16 protein-coding genes are annotated in these 17,456 nt (G+C 72.3%); 5 read left to right on the forward strand and 11 right to left on the reverse strand.

The features are described from left to right. The first annotated feature begins 532 nt into the window (after positions 1–532). Complete coding sequence (trpS, locus tag AQJ58_RS31430) at positions 533–1,576, forward strand: tryptophan--tRNA ligase (RefSeq protein WP_067256311.1); 1,044 nt, start codon at positions 533–535, stop codon at positions 1,574–1,576. Here the strand turns inward: trpS and AQJ58_RS31435 are convergent. After that, on the reverse strand, positions 1,498–2,511 hold the full coding sequence (locus tag AQJ58_RS31435; RefSeq protein ID WP_067256312.1) for a GlxA family transcriptional regulator: 1,014 nt from the start codon (positions 2,509–2,511) through the stop codon (positions 1,498–1,500). The genes trpS and AQJ58_RS31435 overlap by 79 nt on opposite strands. Positions 2,512–2,586: 75 nt before the next feature. Between AQJ58_RS31435 and AQJ58_RS31440 the strand changes: the two genes are divergently transcribed. Next, positions 2,587–3,171: a cysteine hydrolase family protein gene (locus tag AQJ58_RS31440; protein ID WP_067256314.1), complete on the forward strand. Its 585-nt coding sequence runs from the start codon at positions 2,587–2,589 to the stop codon at positions 3,169–3,171. A 33-nt stretch (positions 3,172–3,204) separates the two neighbouring features. On the opposite strand, the gene proC is transcribed toward AQJ58_RS31440, so the two are convergent. From proC to AQJ58_RS31455, 3 genes are all read right to left on the reverse strand, one after another. Continuing rightward, positions 3,205–4,017 carry a pyrroline-5-carboxylate reductase gene (gene proC / locus AQJ58_RS31445; protein WP_067256316.1) on the reverse strand — a complete coding sequence of 271 codons (813 nt, stop codon included), beginning with the start codon at positions 4,015–4,017 and terminating at the stop codon, positions 3,205–3,207. A 103-nt stretch (positions 4,018–4,120) separates the two neighbouring features. Further along, complete coding sequence (locus AQJ58_RS31450; protein ID WP_067256318.1) at positions 4,121–4,888, reverse strand: ABC transporter permease; 768 nt, start codon at positions 4,886–4,888, stop codon at positions 4,121–4,123. After that, positions 4,885–5,733: an ABC transporter ATP-binding protein gene (locus AQJ58_RS31455; RefSeq protein WP_067256319.1), complete on the reverse strand. Its 849-nt coding sequence runs from the start codon at positions 5,731–5,733 to the stop codon at positions 4,885–4,887. Before AQJ58_RS31455 ends, AQJ58_RS31450 begins: the two co-directional genes overlap by 4 nt. Positions 5,734–5,987: 254 nt before the next feature. Here AQJ58_RS31455 and AQJ58_RS31460 point away from each other — a divergent pair, with 254 nt between their 5' ends. Beyond that, positions 5,988–7,484, forward strand: a complete 1,497-nt coding sequence (locus AQJ58_RS31460; protein ID WP_420712197.1) for a SulP family inorganic anion transporter — start codon at positions 5,988–5,990, stop codon at positions 7,482–7,484. 6 nt (positions 7,485–7,490) lie between these two features. Here AQJ58_RS31460 and AQJ58_RS31465 read toward each other — a convergent pair whose 3' ends face one another. From AQJ58_RS31465 to AQJ58_RS31475, 3 genes are read right to left on the reverse strand one after another with little or no spacing between them, the layout of a single operon-like run. Further along, on the reverse strand, positions 7,491–8,279 hold the full coding sequence (locus AQJ58_RS31465) for a class I SAM-dependent methyltransferase (RefSeq protein WP_067256321.1): 789 nt from the start codon (positions 8,277–8,279) through the stop codon (positions 7,491–7,493). Positions 8,280–8,298: 19 nt separating this feature from the next. Beyond that, positions 8,299–8,898 (reverse strand): hypothetical protein, encoded by a 600-nt coding sequence (locus AQJ58_RS31470; protein ID WP_067256323.1) that lies wholly within the window; start codon positions 8,896–8,898, stop codon positions 8,299–8,301. A gap of 54 nt (positions 8,899–8,952) precedes the next feature. After that, a complete protein-coding gene (locus AQJ58_RS31475) occupies positions 8,953–9,276 on the reverse strand; it encodes an SH3 domain-containing protein (RefSeq protein ID WP_067256325.1) in 324 nt (107 codons plus the stop codon). 179 nt (positions 9,277–9,455) lie between these two features. Here AQJ58_RS31475 and AQJ58_RS31480 point away from each other — a divergent pair, with 179 nt between their 5' ends. Then, positions 9,456–11,690, forward strand: coding sequence for a serine/threonine-protein kinase (locus AQJ58_RS31480; protein ID WP_067256327.1), 2,235 nt, complete (start codon positions 9,456–9,458; stop codon positions 11,688–11,690). Between the two features lie 208 nt (positions 11,691–11,898). Here AQJ58_RS31480 and ilvD read toward each other — a convergent pair whose 3' ends face one another. The 4 genes from ilvD to AQJ58_RS31500 all read right to left on the reverse strand — a co-directional run bounded on the left by ilvD (position 11,899) and on the right by AQJ58_RS31500 (position 16,517). Next, a complete protein-coding gene (gene ilvD, locus AQJ58_RS31485) occupies positions 11,899–13,752 on the reverse strand; it encodes a dihydroxy-acid dehydratase (RefSeq protein WP_067256328.1) in 1,854 nt (617 codons plus the stop codon). 221 nt (positions 13,753–13,973) lie between these two features. Then, positions 13,974–14,639, reverse strand: a complete 666-nt coding sequence (locus AQJ58_RS31490) for a TetR/AcrR family transcriptional regulator (RefSeq protein WP_067256330.1) — start codon at positions 14,637–14,639, stop codon at positions 13,974–13,976. Further along, entirely contained in the window at positions 14,636–15,460 is an 825-nt protein-coding gene (locus tag AQJ58_RS31495; protein ID WP_067256331.1) for a sugar phosphate isomerase/epimerase family protein, read from the reverse strand. Before AQJ58_RS31495 ends, AQJ58_RS31490 begins: the two co-directional genes overlap by 4 nt. 124 nt (positions 15,461–15,584) lie before the next feature. Next, the gene (locus tag AQJ58_RS31500; protein WP_067256333.1) at positions 15,585–16,517 is read right to left on the reverse strand and encodes a Ppx/GppA family phosphatase; all 933 of its coding nucleotides are present in this window, start codon (positions 16,515–16,517) and stop codon (positions 15,585–15,587) included. Between the two features lie 71 nt (positions 16,518–16,588). On the opposite strand from AQJ58_RS31500, the gene AQJ58_RS31505 reads away from it, so the two are divergent. Then, positions 16,589–17,422, forward strand: coding sequence for a DUF3109 family protein (locus AQJ58_RS31505; protein WP_067256335.1), 834 nt, complete (start codon positions 16,589–16,591; stop codon positions 17,420–17,422). The last annotated feature ends 34 nt before the right edge of the window (positions 17,423–17,456 follow it).

The raw sequence follows: 17,456 nt of genomic DNA on the forward strand, positions 1-17,456 counted from the left end.
ACGGTTCCGACTCTATCAGATCCTTTCGGCGTCTGATTCCCAGTCAGAGGGGCTTGTCCTCCCGGCCCTTCGGCCGTTCCGACGAGTGAGACTTTAGCGGATTCCCGGCTCCCGAAGCCAATCGGGGGCCGTGTCCTTTCGAACGCGGATTCCTCATTTCGCGAATACACATGCCAATGACACGACGGCAGACAGAACGACTGCTCGTCGAGGAGTGGTTGGTACTTGCGGAATGGCTGTCCGGGGACCGACCGGAGTCGGCGCTCACGTCGGACAACTCGGAGAACACTACGTACCGGGCCGGGGCGTGTCAACCCACGTCCCCGGGCACCCTCGGGGCGTAGTGTGGACGACATGACCACGCGTACGTACACCCAGCTCTGGTGGGCCGCCTGACGGCGGCCGCGCTCACGTACGTGTTCAACGGCCGCCGCCTCGGCGGCCGTTTCTCGTATCCCCCTCCGGGACCAGCGAGGGTCGGGCCGACCGGGACGGCGGCCTCGACCGGAGAAGTCCAGCAGGAGGAGTGGAGATGACGAGGGTCTTCAGCGGGATCAAGCCGACCGGGCATCTGACCCTGGGGAACTACCTGGGCGCCATGCGGCAATGGGTCCGGGCCGACCAGCACCGCTCGGACGCGTTGTTCTGTGTGGTCGATCTGCACGCGCTGACCGTGGACCACGATCCGGCACGGGTGCGACGGCTGAGCCGGCAGGCCGCGACGCTGTTGCTGGCGGCGGGGCTGGATCCCGCGCTGTGCACCCTCTTCGTACAGAGCCATGTCGACGAGCACGCGCGGTTGTCGTATCTGCTGGAGTGCGTGGCCACCGACGGCGAGATGCGGCGGATGATCCAGTACAAGGTGAAGGCCGCGCAGGAGCGGGAGCGCGGGGGGAGCGTGCGGCTGTCGCTGCTGACGTACCCGGTGCTGATGGCGGCGGACATCCTGGCGTACGGGACCGACGAGGTGCCGGTGGGGGACGACCAGGCGCAGCACGTGGAGCTGGCGCGGGATCTGGCGGTGCGGTTCAACCAGCGGTACGGGCACTCGTTCGTGGTGCCGCGGGCGACGCTGCCGGCGGTGGCGGCCCGGGTGATGAACCTCCAGGACCCGGGGTCGAAGATGGGGAAGAGCGATGACTCCGGGCCGGGGATCGTCTATCTGCTCGACGAGCCGGATGTAGTGCGGAAGAAGATCATGCGGGCGGTCACGGACAGCGGGCGTGAGGTCGTGTACGACCGGGAGGGGCGGCCGGGGGTCGCCAATCTGTTGGAGATTCTGGCCGCCTGCACGGACGGGAACCCGGCGGAGCTGGCGTCCGTTCATCGGTCGTACGGCGCTGTGAAGGCGGCCGTGGCGGAGGCCGTGGTCGAGGTGCTGAGACCGGTGCGGGCCCGGCACCAGGAGTTGTGTGCGGATCCCGGTTATGTGGAGGGGGTGCTCCGGGATGGGGCGGACAAGGCGCGGGAGATGGCGCGTCCGGTAGTGGACGGCGCTTATCGCGCGATCGGGTTGCTGCCGCCGGTGGCTGCGGCGGAGCCCGTGTCGGGCGGGGTGCTGAACGCGGCTCGGTAGGCGCGCGGGCTGGTGGCGAGGCGCGAGGCGAAGTGCTGGCGCATCGTGACCTCGCTGCCGAAGCCGGCGCGGCGGGCGACCTCGGGCATGGGGAGGTCGGTGCGTTCGAGGAGTTTCTGGGCTGCCGCGATGCGCTGGTCGAGGAGCCAGCTGAGGGGGGTGGTGCCGGTGGCGGCGGTGAAGTGGCGGGCGAAGCTGCGCGGTGACATACCCGCGTGAGCCGCCAGATCGGCGACGGTGAGGGGTTCGTGCAGTTGGCGCAGGGCGTGTTCGCGTACGGCGGCGAGCGTGTCGGCGTCGCGGTCGGCGGGCGTGGTGGGGTGCTCGATGAACTGTGCCTGGGAGCCGGTGCGGAAGGGGGCGGTGACCATGGAGCGGGCGATGGTGGCGGCCGCTTCCGCGCCGTGTGAGCGGCGGACCAGATGGAGGCAGAGGTCGATGCCGGCTGCCGTGCCCGCGGCGGTCCAGATGTTGTCGTCCTCGATGAAGAGGGCGTCGGGGACGACGCTGACCTGCGGGTGATGGGTGCGGAGGAGGTCGATGAGGTTCCAGTGGGTGATCGCGCGGCGGCCGTCGAGGAGGCCGGCCTGGGCGAGGGTGAAGGCTCCGCCGCAGAGTGCGGCGAGGGTGGTGCCGCGGGCATGGGCGCGGCGGAGTGCGTCGAGGACGGGGGTGGGTGCGGGGGTGAGGTGGTCGTCGAGGCCGGGGACGAGGATCAGGTCCGCGCGGGTGAGCCAGGTGAGGGTGCGGTCGGGGTGCAGGGCGAGTCCGCCGCGCATCGGGACGGGGGTGGTGTCGGTGGCGACGCGGCGCAGGTCGAAGGCGGGGGCGCCGCGGTCGGTGCCCCAGACCTCGGTGATGACGGAGACGTCGAAGGCGCGGATGCCGGGGAAGGCGACGAGGGCGACGCGGTGGGTGGGGGTGGGGGCGGCCATGGCTGGCAGTAAACCATCGATCGCTGGCTTTTGTACCTCTGGGGTGGGTCGGGTGCCGGCGGCAGGATCGTGGGCATGGACATCGCGGAGAACGCAGCACTGGTGGTCGTGGACGTGCAGAAGGGCTTCGAGGAGGCCGGCTTCTGGGGGCCGCGGAACAATCCGGCGGCCGATGAGAACATCGCCGCGCTGATCGACGTATGGCAGGCGTCGGGCAGGCCGGTGGTGTTCGTGCGGCACGACTCGGTGAAGCCGGGGTCGCCGCTGCGGCTCGGGTACGAGGGGAACGAGCTGAAGTCGTATGTGGAGGAGAGGAGGGGCAAGGGTGCCGGTGCCGAGCTGTTCGTCACGAAGACCGTGAACTCGGCTTTCCTCGGGACGCCGGATCTGGGGGCCTGGCTGGGGGCCTCGGGGATCTCGCAGATCGTGCTGGCCGGGATCCAGACCAACATGTGTGTGGAGACGACGGCCCGGATGGGCGGGAATCTCGGGTACGACGTGGTGGTGGCGTTCGACGCGACGTACACGTTCGACCTGGAGGGGCCGTTCGGCTGGCGGCGCAGTGCGCAGGAGTTGGCGCAGGCGTCGGCGGTGTCGCTGCACGGGGGCGGGTTCGCGCGGGTGGTGACCACCCGGGAGGTGGTGGACGCGGCGCGGTGACCGCCCCCGGCACGCAAGGGGCAGTCGGGAGGGTCAGTCCTTCTTGCCGGAGGCCAGTTGGCGGCTGCGGTCGCGGGCGGCCTCCAGGGCGGCGATGAGGGCGGCCCGAACGCCGTGGTTCTCCAGTTCGCGGATGGCGTTGATGGTGGTGCCGGCCGGGGAGGTGACGTTCTCGCGGAGCTTGACGGGGTGTTCGCCGCTGTCGCGGAGCATGGTCGCGGCGCCGATCGCGGACTGGACGATGAGGTCGTGGGCCTTGTCGCGGGGCAGGCCGAGGAGGATGCCGGCGTCGGTCATGGCTTCGACCAGGTAGAAGAAGTAGGCGGGGCCCGAGCCGGAGAGGGCGGTGCAGGCGTCCTGCTGGTTCTCGGGGACGCGGAGCGTCTTGCCGACGGAGCCGAAGATCTCCTCGGCGTGGGCAAGGTGGTCGGCGGTGGCGTGGCTGCCGCCGGAGATGACGGACATGGCCTCGTCGACGAGGGCGGGGGTGTTCGTCATGACGCGGACGACGGGGGTGCCGGGGGCGAGGCGCTCCTCGAAGAAGGAGGTGGGGATGCCGGCGGCGCCGCTGATGACCAGGCGGTCGGCGGGGACCTGACCGGCGAGTTCGTCGAGGAGGGCGCCCATGTCCTGCGGCTTGACCGTGAGGATGAGGGTGTCGGCGGTCTTGGCGGCTTCCGCGTTGGTGACCGGGGTGACGCCGTAGCGGCTGCGGAGTTCCTCGGCGCGTTCGGGGCGGCGGGCGGTGACGAGGAGGTCGGCCGGGGGCCAGCCGCCTCGGATCATTCCGCTGAGCAGGGCTTCGCCGATTTTTCCGGTGCCGAGGACTGCGACTTTCTGCGTCATGGTGCGGGTGCCCTCCGGGGGTGCGTCGTCCGGGGTCCATCCTCGCACCGGTGGGGGGTGGCGTGGGTCGGTGTCCGGGTGGCGGGACGTCGGCCCGCGGGGGTCATGCGGTGCGCCGTCGTAGGGTCGCCGCGCCCAGGACCAGGACGAGGAGGGCGCAGCCGCCGACGATCAGGGCGTCGCGGACGAAGGTCGCCGTCATGTCGGTGTGGGTGAGGACCTCGTTCATGCCGTCGACCGCGTAGGACATGGGGAGGACGTCGGAGAGGGCTTCCAGGGCGGGGTGCATGGTGTCGCGGGGTGCGAAGAGGCCGCAGAGGAGGAGCTGGGGGAAGATCACCGCCGGCATGAACTGGACGGCCTGGAATTCGGAGGCGGCGAAGGCGGAGACGAAGAGGCCGAGGGCGGTGCCGAGGAGGGCGTCCAGGAGGGCCACGAGGAGCAGGAGCCAGGGGGAGCCGGTGACGTCGAGGTCGAGGAACCAGACGGCGAGGGCGGTGGCGAGGGCGGACTGGATGATCGCGAGGATGCCGAAGGCGAGGGCGTAGCCGGCGATGAGGTCGCCTTTGCCGAGGGGCATGGCGAGGAGGCGTTCGAGGGTGCCCGAGGTGCGTTCCCGCAGGGTGGCGATGGAGGTGACCAGGAACATCGTGATGAGCGGGAAGATGCCGAGGAGGGAGGCGCCGATGCTGTCGAAGGTGCGTGGGCTGCCGTCGAAGACGTAGCGCAGCAGGAGCAGCATCAGGCAGGGGATGAGGAGCAAGAGCGCGATCGTGCGGGGGTCGTGGCGCAGCTGGCGCAGGACGCGGGCGGCGGTGGCGGTGGCGCGTGAGGCGTTGATGCCCCGGGTGGGGGCGGGTGCGGTGGTCATCGGGTGGTCTCCTTCGCGCGGGCGGCGTCGGCCGCCTGGTCGACCAGGTGCAGGAAGGCGGCTTCGACGGTGTCGGCGCCGGTGCGGGTGCGCAGGGAGTCGGGGGTGCCGTCGGCGAGGATCTCGCCGGCGCGCATGAGCAGCAGGCGGTGGCAGCGCTCGGCCTCGTCCATGACGTGGGAGGAGATGAGGAGGGTGGTGCCGCGGGTGTCGGCGAGGTGGTGGAAGAGGGTCCACAGGTCGCGGCGGAGGACGGGGTCGAGTCCGACGGTGGGTTCGTCGAGGACGAGGAGTTCGGGGGTGCCGAGGAGGGCGACGGCGAGGGAGACCCGGCCGCGCTGGCCGCCGGAGAGGTTGCCGGCGAGGGCGTCGGCGTGGGTGGTGAGGTCGACGTCGGCGATGGCCCGGGTGACGTGCTCGTGGCGGCGGTCGGCGGCGGCCCGGCCGGGGTCGAGGATCGCGGCGAAGTAGTCGAGGTTCTGGCGGACGGTGAGGTCGTCGTAGACGGAGGGCGCCTGGGTGACGTAGCCGATGCGGGTGCGCAGGGCGGGGTGGCCGGCGGGGCGGCCGAGGACGTCGAGGGTGCCGGTGACCTTGGCCTGGGTGCCGACGACGGCGCGCATCAGGGTGGACTTGCCGCAGCCGGAGGGGCCGAGGAGGCCGGTGATCCGCCCGCGCGGGACGGTGAAGTCGAGGGAGCGCAGGACGGTGCGGGGGCCGCGGGCGACGGTGAGGTCGTGGGCGGTGACGGCGGTTGCGGCGGGGACGTCGGATACGGCAGATGCGGCGGTTGCGGCGGTGCCGGTGTCCGGGGGGCCGGGTGGCTCGGGTACGGAATTCATCATGTGATGAATAATGCGCGCGGGGCCGAGGGCCGTCAAGCGGCCGGGGCGAGCGGGTGCATACGGCGGCGCAGGCGCGTGGGGGTGGCATTGGAAGAGGACGGTCCGCTTCCTGTGCCTCCGTCCGCACGCGTCCCGGGCGCGAACCCCTGTCCCAGACGATCTCGTCAACCGACAATGGAATTCATGACGCCGTGCCCTCCCCCGGTGCGGCGCGCCCACGCATCTCCCGTTCCCTGCCGGAGGTGCCGCCCGTGCTGTCCCGTCGTCTGTCCCGTCGTCTGTCCGGTCGTTCGTCCAGTCGTCTGCGCGAGGTCGGTCAGGCCGATCTGTGCGCTTCTCTTGTCGTCTTCCTCGTCGCCCTGCCGCTGTGCGTCGGGGTGGCCATGGCCTCGGGTGTGCCCCCGGAGCTGGGGCTGGTCACCGGAATCGTGGGCGGGCTGGTCGCGGGGGTGCTGCCCGGCAGCAGCCTCCAGGTGAGCGGGCCGGCGGCCGGGCTCACCGTGCTGGTCTTCGAGGCCGTCCGCGCGTACGGGCTGGAGGCCCTCGGAGCGATCGTGCTCGCCTCGGGTCTGGTGCAGCTCGCGCTCGGGGCGCTGCGCCTCGGGCGGTGGTTCCGGGCCGTGTCGGTGGCCGTCGTGCAGGGGATGCTCGCCGGGATCGGTCTGGTGCTGGTCGCCGGGCAGGTGTACGCCCTCGGCGACGCGGCCGCTCCGCCGGGCGGCCCCGGCAAGCTCGCCGGGCTGGTGGCACTGCCGGGGCGGGCTGATCCGGTGGCGTTGTCAGTGGGGGCTGTCACCCTGGTCGTAGTGCTGCTGTGGGGGCGGTGGCGGCGTGGGGCGCGGCTGGTTCCGGCGCCGTTGGTGGCGGTCGCGGTGGCGTCGGCGGTGACCTGGGGATGCGGCCTGGAGGTGCGCCGCGTCCGGGTGCAGGGACTGTGGGAGGTCGTACGGGTGCCGCAGGCGGCGGATCTCGGGCGGCTGACGGAGCCGGGGGTGATCGGGACCGTCGTGGCGTTCGCGCTGATCGCGTCGGCGGAGTCGCTGTTCGGCGCGGCCGCGGTGGACCGGCTGCACGACGGGAGGCGGACGGAGTACGACCGGGAGCTGATGGCTCAGGGTGCGGGCAACGCGGTGTGCGGGGTGCTGGGGGCGCTGCCGATGACCGCGGTGATCGTGCGCAGCGCGGCGAACGTCCAGGCCGGGGCGCGGACCAAGGCGTCGCGGGTGCTGCACGGGGTGTGGCTGCTGCTGTTCACCGCCGTGGTGCCCGGGGTACTGGGGGTGATCCCGGTGGCGGCGCTGGCCGCGCTGCTGGTGTACGCCGGGTGCAAGCTCGTGCCGGTGCGCGAGGTGCGCGCGCTGTGGGGCGGGCATCGGGGGGAGCTGCTCGTGCTCGGGGTGACGGCGGTGGCGATCGTCGTGGGGAACCTCTTCGAGGGGGTGCTGGTCGGGCTGGCGCTCGCCGTCGCGAAGACGGCGTGGGAGATCAGCCATGTGCAGGTGGAGACCGAGGACCGAGGGGCGGCCGGGATCGTGGTGCGGGTGCTGGGGCACGCGACGTTCCTGCGGCTGCCCAAGCTGCTGGACGCGCTGGACGCGCTGCCGGCCGACCGGGAGGTGCGGCTGGACCTGGGCGGGCTGCGGCATGTGGACCACGCCTGCGCGGCGGCCCTGGAGAGCTGGGCCGCCGCGCGGGAACGGCGGGCGACGGCGCGCCGGGACGAGGTGGCGGCGGGGAGCCCCGCGTCCTGAGCGGGTTCAGGCCTCGCCGGGTGTGGTGGCGAGGAGGAGCTCGACGTCGTACGTCTCCTCGATCGTCCCGTCGGGGAACGCGGCGAGGAGGTGGCGCCGTTCCTCGGCGAAGAAGGCGGCGGTGCTCTCCTCGGCGTGGACCAGGAACGCCGAATGGCTGCCGATGTTGGCCAGGTGGAGCGCGAGGGGGACGCGACGGCTCCAGCGGACCGTGCGGTGCGTGAAGTCGAGGCCGCCGGTGGGGTCGGCGAGGGCGGCGCGGCTGCCGTCGCCGTTCCTCTGGACGACGTGGTCGACGCCGAGAAAACGCTCCATGCGGAGGGCCTGGGCCTCGATCCACGGCACGTCCACGGCGCTGGTGTTCCACCACAGGGCCAGCGCGCCGCCCGGCCGCAGCACGCGCAGCGCCTCCGGCACCGCGAGGGCCGGGTCGGTCCAGTGCCAGGACTGGGCGTAGGTGAGCAGGTCCAGGGAGGCCGTGGCGAGGGGGAGGTGGTTGCCGTCGCCGCGGACGAGCGGGACGTCGGGGAGGCCGCGGCGGAACTCCGCCGCCATGCCCTCCCCCGGTTCGACGGCGACGACCCGTGCGCCCCGGGCGTGCAGCAGGGCGGTGGCTATGCCGGTGCCCGCGCCGACGTCCGCGGCCCGGGCGTCGGCGAGGGGGCGGCCGGTGAGCGTCTCGATCGTGTCGAGGAGGGCGGACGGGTAGGAGGGGCGGTTGGCGGCGTACTGCGCCGCGGCGGCGTTGAAGGAGTGGGCGCGAACGTGGGTCCGGCGTGCGGGTGAGGCCGTCATCCGTCCAGGGTGCAGCCCTTCAGCGGCGGCGGCGCTTCTTCGAGGGGTTGCCGGTGCGGCGCTCGGAGCGCTTCGCGTGCTGCTTGAGCGCGCTCTCGTACTCCTCGCGGTGGAGCTTCTCTCCCGGGGCCTCGATGAGGGCGCGGAAGAACCAGGCGGCGAGGGAGCCGACGAAGCCGATGGCCAGCAGGCCCCGCAGGGAGGCCTGGCGGTCGGGGTCGGGGCGCTTGGCGAAGCCGTCCCAGGTGGTACGGAAGGCGAGCGCACTGCAGACCGTGAACATGACCACGACGAGCAGGGTGACGAAGCTGCCGGTCTCGGCGATCGCCAGGCCCTCGTAGGCGAAGCGCAGGACGAGGCAGGAGGCGGCGGTGGCGGCGAGGGCGCCCGCGGCCACGGCGAGACGGCGGGCGGTGTAGCCGCGGTCGTGCTCCACCCAGGTCGTGCCGAAGAAGCGCAGGGCTTCGGGGCGGGGGCCGCCGGGGTCGGCCGACGCGGTGGCCGGCCGGCCGGCGGGCGGGGTGGCCGGCCGGTCGGCTGGCGTGGGCTGTGTGCCGTGGGCGTCCCGGGTGTCCCGGGAGCCCGCCGGGGTGTCCGGGGTGCCGTTCTCGTCGCTCACGGGACGATTATGGCTCCGCTCGGCGGCGGGGCTCCCGGGTGGGTCGCCCCCGGATCAGGAGCAGCGCGAGGCGACGTAGCCGTCGCTGCCGGTGTGGACGTAGGAGTCGGAGACGTACTCGCCGCCGCCGATGTTGTCCCAGATGTTCGAGGTGCCGTACGGGCCGGTGACCGTCGTGCCGGGCGTCTGGCAGTAGATCGGCACCTTGGCCCCCTCGGCCAGGACCCGCACGACGCTGTAGCCCGTGCCGGGGCCGCTGCGGACGTTCAGCCGGACGCCCGGCGCGACCGGGTAGTAGGTGACGGCCACCGTGGCCGCCGTCACGACGGCCTCCGACGCACCGACGTTCTCGGCCTCTTCCACATGGTCGACAGACATGCGAAACCTCCCCCGTTGTACCCCCATGACTGCCATGGGGTGACCTTCATTCCCCTGGAATCCGACATGAAACACATGTGCACGATTCGTACGCGGAGGCTAGCAAGCCGCCTCTGTCCCGTTGAAGTCATCGACTAGGCTCCGTGGGTCGCGCGCAGAGAACAGCACGGGGGTGGTCCATGTCGCCACAGCGCAACACCGGGCAGGGCGCGGAAGCGGAACTTCCGGAGTACGCCGGTCACTACCGGCTGGAGTCACGGCTGGGTTCCGGCGGCATGGGCGTGGTCCATCTGGCCCGGAGCACCTCCGGGATGAAGGTCGCGGTGAAGGTCGTACACGCCGACTACGCGCGCGATCCCGAGTTCAGGGGGCGTTTCCGGCAGGAGGTCGCGGCCGCGCGGCGGGTCAGCGGCGCCTTCACCGCCCCGGTGGTGGACGCCGACCCGGACGCCGAACGGCCGTGGATGGCGACCCTGTTCATCCCCGGCTCGACCCTCGCCGAACAGGTGAAGCGGAACGGGCCCATGACCGCCGGTGAGTTGCGGCGGCTGATGGCCGGGCTCGCGGAGGCGCTGCGCGACATCCACCGTGTGGGGGTCGTGCACCGCGACCTCAAGCCGAGCAACGTCCTGCTCGCCGAGGACGGTCCCAAGGTCATCGACTTCGGGATCTCCCGGCCGAAGGACAGCGAACTGCGGACCGAGACCGGCAAGTTGATCGGTACTCCGCCCTTCATGGCACCGGAGCAGTTCCGGCGGCCGCGTGAGGTCGGTCCGGCGGCGGACATCTTCGCGCTGGGGTCGGTGATGGTGCACGCGGCGACCGGGCGCGGACCGTTCGACTCCGACAGCCCCTATGTCGTGGCCTACCAGGTCGTGCACGACGAGCCGGACCTGACGGGCGTACCGGAGAACCTCGCGCCGCTGGTGGTGCGTTGCCTCGCCAAGGAGCCCGGGGACCGGCCGACGCCGGACGAGCTGATGCGGGAACTGCGGTCGGTGGCGGCGTCGTACGACACGCAGGCGTTCATACCGGAGCAGCGGGCGGAGGGGGCCGAGAAGCCCGAACGGGCTGAGCGGGCTGAGCGGGCTGAACCGGCTGAACCGGCTGAACGGGTTTATCCAGCTGATCCAGCGGATCCGGCAGATCCAGCGGATCCGGTTGTTACGGCTGCTCCCGCTGATCCGGTTGCGCCGGTTGAACCGGCCGAGCCGGTCGCGCGGGCCGGGCGGCCGTCCGACGCCCCCCGTCGGAGGGTGCGGCGGGCGGCAGTCTTGGCCGGTGTTCTCGGTCTGCTCCTCGGTGGCGGGTTCGCCTCGGTGCGGCTGCTCGGCGACACACCGGCGCCCGGCGAGTCGAACCCCCGGACCACGACGGCCGCGTTCGACGCGTGGGACGCCGGGTCGGTGTCGAAGACGCAGAGCACGCCCCAGTGTTCGTACGGGGCCGGCGAACTGCTGTGCGGGCAGACCGGTGTGGTGTACGCCCTCGACCCGGCCGACGGCTCCCTGCTGTGGAAGCACTCCGTCGCCGGTGCCCTGCGCAGTGGCCCGCCGCTGCTGGCCGGGGAGTTGGTCCTGCCGCTGACGGACCCGGACCCGCGGCTGGAGGCGCTCGCTCCGACGACGGGGAAGGTGAGCTGGCGGCGGCACATGCCCGAGCACACCGGGTTGCGGGCGGTGGGCGGCACGCTCCTGTTCAGCGGGGCCGACGGGACGGTCACCGCGGTGGACGCGGCCACGGGCCGGACGAAGTGGCGGCACGCGGTCACCGAGCGGGGGGTGCCGTACTTCTCCTCCTTCCCCGGCGACCCGCTGGCCTACGCGGTGAACGTCACCGACACGGGGACGACCGAGGTCACCGCGGTGGACCCGGACTCGGGACGGGTGCGGTGGAGCGCGCGGCTGGAGGGCTCGCTGACGGGGGTCGGCAGCCACGACGGGAAGGTCTTCTTCCTCTCCGACGACCGGACGGGCGAGGCCACCGGGGCCCTGGTGCGCTACGACCCGGAGACCCGCAGGACGCGCCGGGTGGCGCTGCCGGTGCCGCGGCAGGACCCGCGGGCCACCGTGCACGGCGACATCGTCTATCTGATGTCCACCGCCGGGGCGCTGGAGGCCGTCGACACGGCGGCGGGCAAGCGGCTGTGGAGCCTGGAGACGGGCCTGTTCCGCGGGTCGCGGCCGGCCGTGGGGGACGGGCATGTGTACGTCACCGGCGCGGACGGACGGCTCCTCGGCGTGGACGCCCGCAGCGGAAAGCTGCTCGGGCAGACGCGGGCGCGCCTCGGCAGGCACTCCGACCGGGTGGCCGCCTCGCTGCCGGCGCCGCTGCCGGTCGACGGCCGGGTCTACGCCGGGGCGCCCGACGGGAGTGTGTTCGCGGTGGACGGACGGGATCCGGCGAGCTGGTAGGACGCGGACCCGTCGGCGGGACGTGACGGGACGGCTCCGAGGCGGCGGGACCTGAGAAGGCGTCCGGAGAAGGCGGGGCGGGAAGAGACGCCCCCCGCGAAGGCAGGGCCTGAAGAGGCGCCTCCGCGAAGGCAGGACGTGAAGGGGCCGCCCCCGAGGAGGCGGCCCCTTCGTCGGTCTCGTGCGTCCACAGGCTGTGGGCCGGCGGTCAGCCCAGCTTGGACACGTCCCGCACGGCGCCCTTGTCGGCGCTGGTGGCCATCGCGGCGTAGGCGCGCAGCGCGGCGGAGACCTTGCGGTCCCGGCCCGACGGGGCGTACACCCCGTTCAACGCCTGCTCACGGCGGGCGAGTTCCGCGTCGTCGACGAGCAACTCGATCGAGCGACCCGGGATGTCGATGCGGATGCGGTCGCCGTCCTGGACCAGGGCGATGGTGCCGCCGGAGGCCGCCTCGGGGGACGCGTGGCCGATGGACAGTCCGGAGGTGCCGCCGGAGAAGCGGCCGTCGGTGATCAGTGCGCAGGTCTTGCCGAGGCCGCGGCCCTTGAGGAAGGACGTCGGGTAGAGCATCTCCTGCATGCCGGGGCCGCCCTTGGGGCCCTCGTAGCGGATGACGACGACGTCGCCGTCGGTGACCTGCTTGTTGAGGATCTTCTCGACGGCCTCCTCCTGCGACTCGCAGACGACCGCCGGACCCTCGAAGGTCCAGATCGACTCGTCGACGCCGGCCGTCTTGACGACGCAGCCGTCGGCGGCGAGGTTGCCGCGCAGGACCGCGAGGCCGCCGTCCTTGGAGTAGGCGTGCTCGGCGGAGCGGATGCAGCCGCCCTCGGCGTCGTCGTCGAGGGCTTCCCAGCGCTCGGACTGGGAGAAGGCCTCGGCGGAGCGGACGCAGCCGGGGGCCGCGTGCCACAGCTCGACGGCCTCGGCGGACGGGGAGCCGCCGCGCACGTCCCAGGTCTTCAGCCAGTCGGCGAGGGAGGGGCTGTGGACGGCGTGCACGTCCTCGTTGAGCAGGCCCGCGCGGTGCAGTTCGCCGAGGAGGGCGGGGATGCCGCCGGCGCGGTGCACGTCCTCCATGTAGTACGTGCGGTTCTTGGCGACGTTGGGCGCGACCTTCGCCAGGCACGGCACCCGGCGCGAGACGGCGTCGATCTCCTCCAGGCCGAAGGGGACGCCCGCCTCCTGGGCGGCGGCCAGCAGGTGCAGGATCGTGTTGGTGGAGCCGCCCATCGCGATGTCCAGCGCCATGGCGTTCTCGAATGCGGCGAAGGTCGCGACGTTGCGGGGCAGGACCGTCTCGTCGTCCTGCTCGTAGTAGCGGCGGGTGATGTCGATGGCCGTGCGCGCGGCGTCGACGTAGAGCTGCTTGCGCGCGGTGTGGGTGGCGAGGACCGAGCCGTTGCCGGGGAGGGAGAGGCCGATGGCCTCGGTCAGGCAGTTCATCGAGTTGGCGGTGAACATGCCGGAACAGGAGCCGCAGGTCGGGCACGCGTTCTCCTCGATACGGCGGATGTCCTCGTCCGAGATCTTGTCGTTCACGGCGTCGGAGATCGCGTCGACCAGGTCGAGGGTGCGGACCGTGCCGTCGACGAGCGTGGCGCGGCCGGACTCCATGGGACCGCCGGAGACGAAGACCGTCGGGATGTTCAGCCGCAGGGCGGCCATGAGCATGCCGGGCGTGATCTTGTCGCAGTTGGAGATGCAGACCAGGGCGTCGGCGCAGTGGGCCTCGACCATGTACTCGACCGAGTCGGCGATCAGGTCGCGGGAGGGCAGGCTGTAGAGCATGCCGCCGTGGCCCATGGCGATGCCGTCGTCGACGGCGATGGTGTTGAACTCGCGCGGGATGCCGCCGGCCTCGGTGATGGCCTCGCTGACGATCCGGCCGACCGGCTGGAGGTGGGTGTGGCCGGGCACGAACTCGGTGAAGCTGTTGGCCACCGCGATGATCGGCTTCCGCCCGATGTCCGCACCGGGTACACCGGAGGCGCGCATAAGGGCGCGGGCGCCCGCCATGTTGCGGCCGTGGGTGACTGTGCGGGACCTCAGCTCGGGCATCGTCGCTCGCTCCTTGAGACTGCTAGGGCTGCCATCAGACGGATGGGGCTGCTCCTGAGCGTACGCCGGTCATCCAGCGTGCGGGACGAGGTGTCCGAAATGCGGGATGCGCGTCTCGGCTTCAGGGCTGCGGAGCCGGGGTCAGAGCGGTGGCGCCGACGTCAGGGCGGTGGCCCCAGCGTCAAGGCCGCGGCGCCGGCGTCAAGGCGGTGGCGCCGACCTCAGGGTGCGGTGAGGTGGCCCTGGACGACGGGCGCGACCCGCTCGATGATCAGTTCGACGTCCGCCGAGGCGAGCGGTTCCACCTTGATCACGTACCGCAGGATCGCGCATCCGACCAGCTGGGCGGCCGCCAGTTCGGCGCGCAGTTCGGCGTCCGGCAGGTCGACCTGGGCGGCGACCCGGCGCAGCACCTGGGAGGCGACCAGTCGGCGGAAGACGGCCGCCGCGGTGTCGTTGGTGACGGCCGAGCGCACGATGGCGAGGAGGGGCGCGCGCGTGGCGGGATTTTCCCAGACGCCGAACACGAACCGGGCCATCCGCTCCCCCACGCCGTCCAGGGGCCCTTCGGTGAGCGCCGCGGGAGCCTCGAACGCGGGGGCGAAGGCGACCTCGATCGCCGCCTCGAAGATCTGCTCCTTGGTGCCGAAGTAGTGGTGCACGAGCGCCGAGTCCACGCCGGCCGCCTTGGCGATCCCGCGCACGGAGGTCTTCTCGTACCCCCGCTCGGAGAACTCCTCCCGCGCGGCGGCCAGGATACGGTCGCGCGTGTCGGCCGCTTCGGTACGAGGGGGCCGACCGCGTCTGCGGGTCGTCCCGCCACTGCCGGACGCCGCCGTACGAGGGGGCCGGCCCGGCCGCCGGGAGGTGCCGTCCGGCTCGCTCACGGGCGGGGCACCTTCGCCGCCGACGCCAGGTGGAGCCGGGCGAAGGCCAGGGCCTCCGCGAGGTCGGCCTCACGTTCGGCGCCCGACATGGCACGCCGGGTGTTGACCTCGATGACCACATGGCCGTCGAAGCCGCTCAGCGCGAGCCGCTCCAGCAGCTCGGCGCAGGGCTGTCCGCCGCGGCCGGGGACCAGGTGCTCGTCCTTGGCCGAGCCGTTCCCGTCGGCGAGGTGGACGTGGCCGAGGCGGTCGCCCATGCGGTCGACCATCTGGAGGGCGTCCACGCGGGCGGTGGCGGCGTGGCTGAGGTCGATCGTGAAGTGCCGGTAGTCGTCCTTGGTGACGTCCCAGTCGGGGGCGTACGCGAGCATCTCGCGGTCGCGGTAGCGCCAGGGGTACATGTTCTCGACGGCGAAGCGCACATCCGTCTCGTGTGCCATGCGCCAGACGCCCTGGACGAAGTCCCGCGCATACTGGCGCTGCCAGCGGAAGGGCGGGTGCACGACGACGGTGGTCGCGCCGAGCTTCTCGGCTGCGGCGCGGGCCCGCTGGAGCTTCACCCAGGGGTCGGTGGACCAGACCCGCTGGGTGATGAGCAGGCAGGGGGCGTGCACGGCGAGGACGGGCACGCCGTGGTAGTCGCTGAGTCGGCGCAGCGCCTCGATGTCCTGGCTGACGGGGTCGTTCCACACCATGACCTCGACGCCGTCGTATCCGAGGCGCGCGGCGATCTCGAAGGCCGTCGCCGTCGACTCCGGGTACACGGACGCCGTCGACAGGGCGACCTTCGCGTCCGGGATCCGTGCGACTGGCTCTGCCATGGGGGACAGATTACGGGGTGCGGCCTTGTGGGAGCCGGGCGCCTGTTCGCCGTTGTGGCGTATGCCACGGGCGGGTCGGGGCGGGAGGTGGCCGCTCGCGCCGTTCCCCGCCCCCCTTACGTCGCTATGCCGAGCCCATGTGATCCAGGCGCCGCAGGATCACGCCCTCCCTGAGGGCCCAGGGGCAGATTTCCACCGTTTCCACGCCGAACAGGTCCATCGTGCCCTCGGCCACCAGGGCGCCGGCGAGGAGCTGGTTGGCCCGGCCCTCGGAGACACCGGGGAGATCCGCGCGCTGGGCGTAGGTCATGCCGGCCAGGCGCGGGACCCAGGCCTCCAGGGACTCGCGCTTGAGTTCGCGCTGGACGTAGAGGCCCTCGGTGGAGCGGGCGGCTCCGGCGATGCGGGCGAGCTGCCGGAACGTCTTGGAGGTGGCGACGACGTGGTCGGGGGCACCGAAGCGGGCGAACTCGCCGACCGTCCGGGCGATCTGCGCCCGGACGTGCTTGCGCAGGGACCTTATGTCCTCGGGGTCGGGCGGGTCGCCGGGCAGCCAGCCCGCGGTGAGGCGGCCGGCGCCGAGCGGCAGGGAGGCGGCGGCGTCGGGCTCCTCGTCGATGCCGTAGGCGATCTCCAGGGAGCCGCCGCCGATGTCCAGGACGAGCAGCTTGCCCGCCGACCAGCCGAACCAGCGGCGGGCGGCGAGGAAGGTCAGCCGGGCCTCCTCGGAGCCGGTGAGGACCTGGAGCTCGACGCCGGTCTCGGCCTGCACGCGCGCGAGGACGTCGTCGGCGTTGGTGGCCTCGCGCACGGCGGAGGTCGCGAACGGCAGGAGGTCCTCGACGCCCTTGTCCTCGGCGGCCTGCAGCGCCTCGTGGACGACCGTGATCAGTTTGTCGACGCCGTCGGGGCCGATGGCGCCGTCGCCGTCGAGCAGTTGCGCGAGGCGCAGTTCGGCCTTGTGCGAGTGCGCGGGCAGGGGGCGCGCGCCGGGGTGTGCGTCCACCACCAGCAGATGCACCGTGTTCGATCCCACGTCGAGGACACCGAGTCTCATGGAGGGAACGCTACTGCCAGTGAGGCCGTGGGCCGTCCCCGAAGCGGCCTTCGGCGACTTACCCTGGACGGGTGCCAAAGACGAAAAAGGCGAAGACCGACAAAACAACCGGCGGTTCTTCGCGGGCGAACGCGAAGCCTGCTGCGTCGGACGAGAAGGGGCTCGACTTCGCGCGCGCGTGGGTGGAGTTTCCCGATCCGGCGGACGACGAGCAGGTCTTCCGGTGTGACCTGACCTGGCTGACCTCCCGCTGGAACTGCGTCTTCGGCAGTGGCTGCCAGGGCATCCAGGCCGGCCGCGCGGACGACGGGTGCTGCACGCTGGGCGCCCACTTCTCCGACGAGGACGACGAGCAGCGGGTCGCCGGGCATGTGGCGCGGCTCACCCCGGACATCTGGCAGCACCACGCCGAGGGGGTGCTGAACGGCTGGGTGGCCGAGGACGAGGACGGGGACCGGCAGACGCGCCCCTACCAGGGCTCCTGCATCTTCCAGAACCGTCCGGGCTTCGCCGGTGGCGCGGGCTGCTCGCTGCACATCCTGGCGCTCAAGGAGGGCCGCGAGCCCCTGGAGACCAAGCCGGACGTCTGCTGGCAGCTTCCGGTGCGGCGGACGTACGACTGGATCGACCGGCCGGACGACACGCGCGTGCTCCAGGTGTCGATCGGCGAGTACGACCGCCGCGGCTGGGGTCCGGGCGGTCACGATCTGCACTGGTGGTGCACGTCGGCGACCTCGGCGCACGGCGCGGGCGAGCCGGTGTACGTGTCGTACAAGGCGGAGCTGACGGAGCTGATGGGCAAGGCCGGCTACGACCGTCTGGTCGAGCTGTGCGAGGAGCGTCTGGCCTCGCGGCTTCCGTTGCTGGCACCGCATCCGGCGGATCCCGTCGAGGGTCGCCCCTAGGTGGGGGTGTTCGCTTACGTGGTGGGGCTCGCCC

Source organism: Streptomyces sp. DSM 15324 (assembly GCF_001514285.1).
GTDB lineage: Bacteria > Actinomycetota > Actinomycetes > Streptomycetales > Streptomycetaceae > Streptomyces.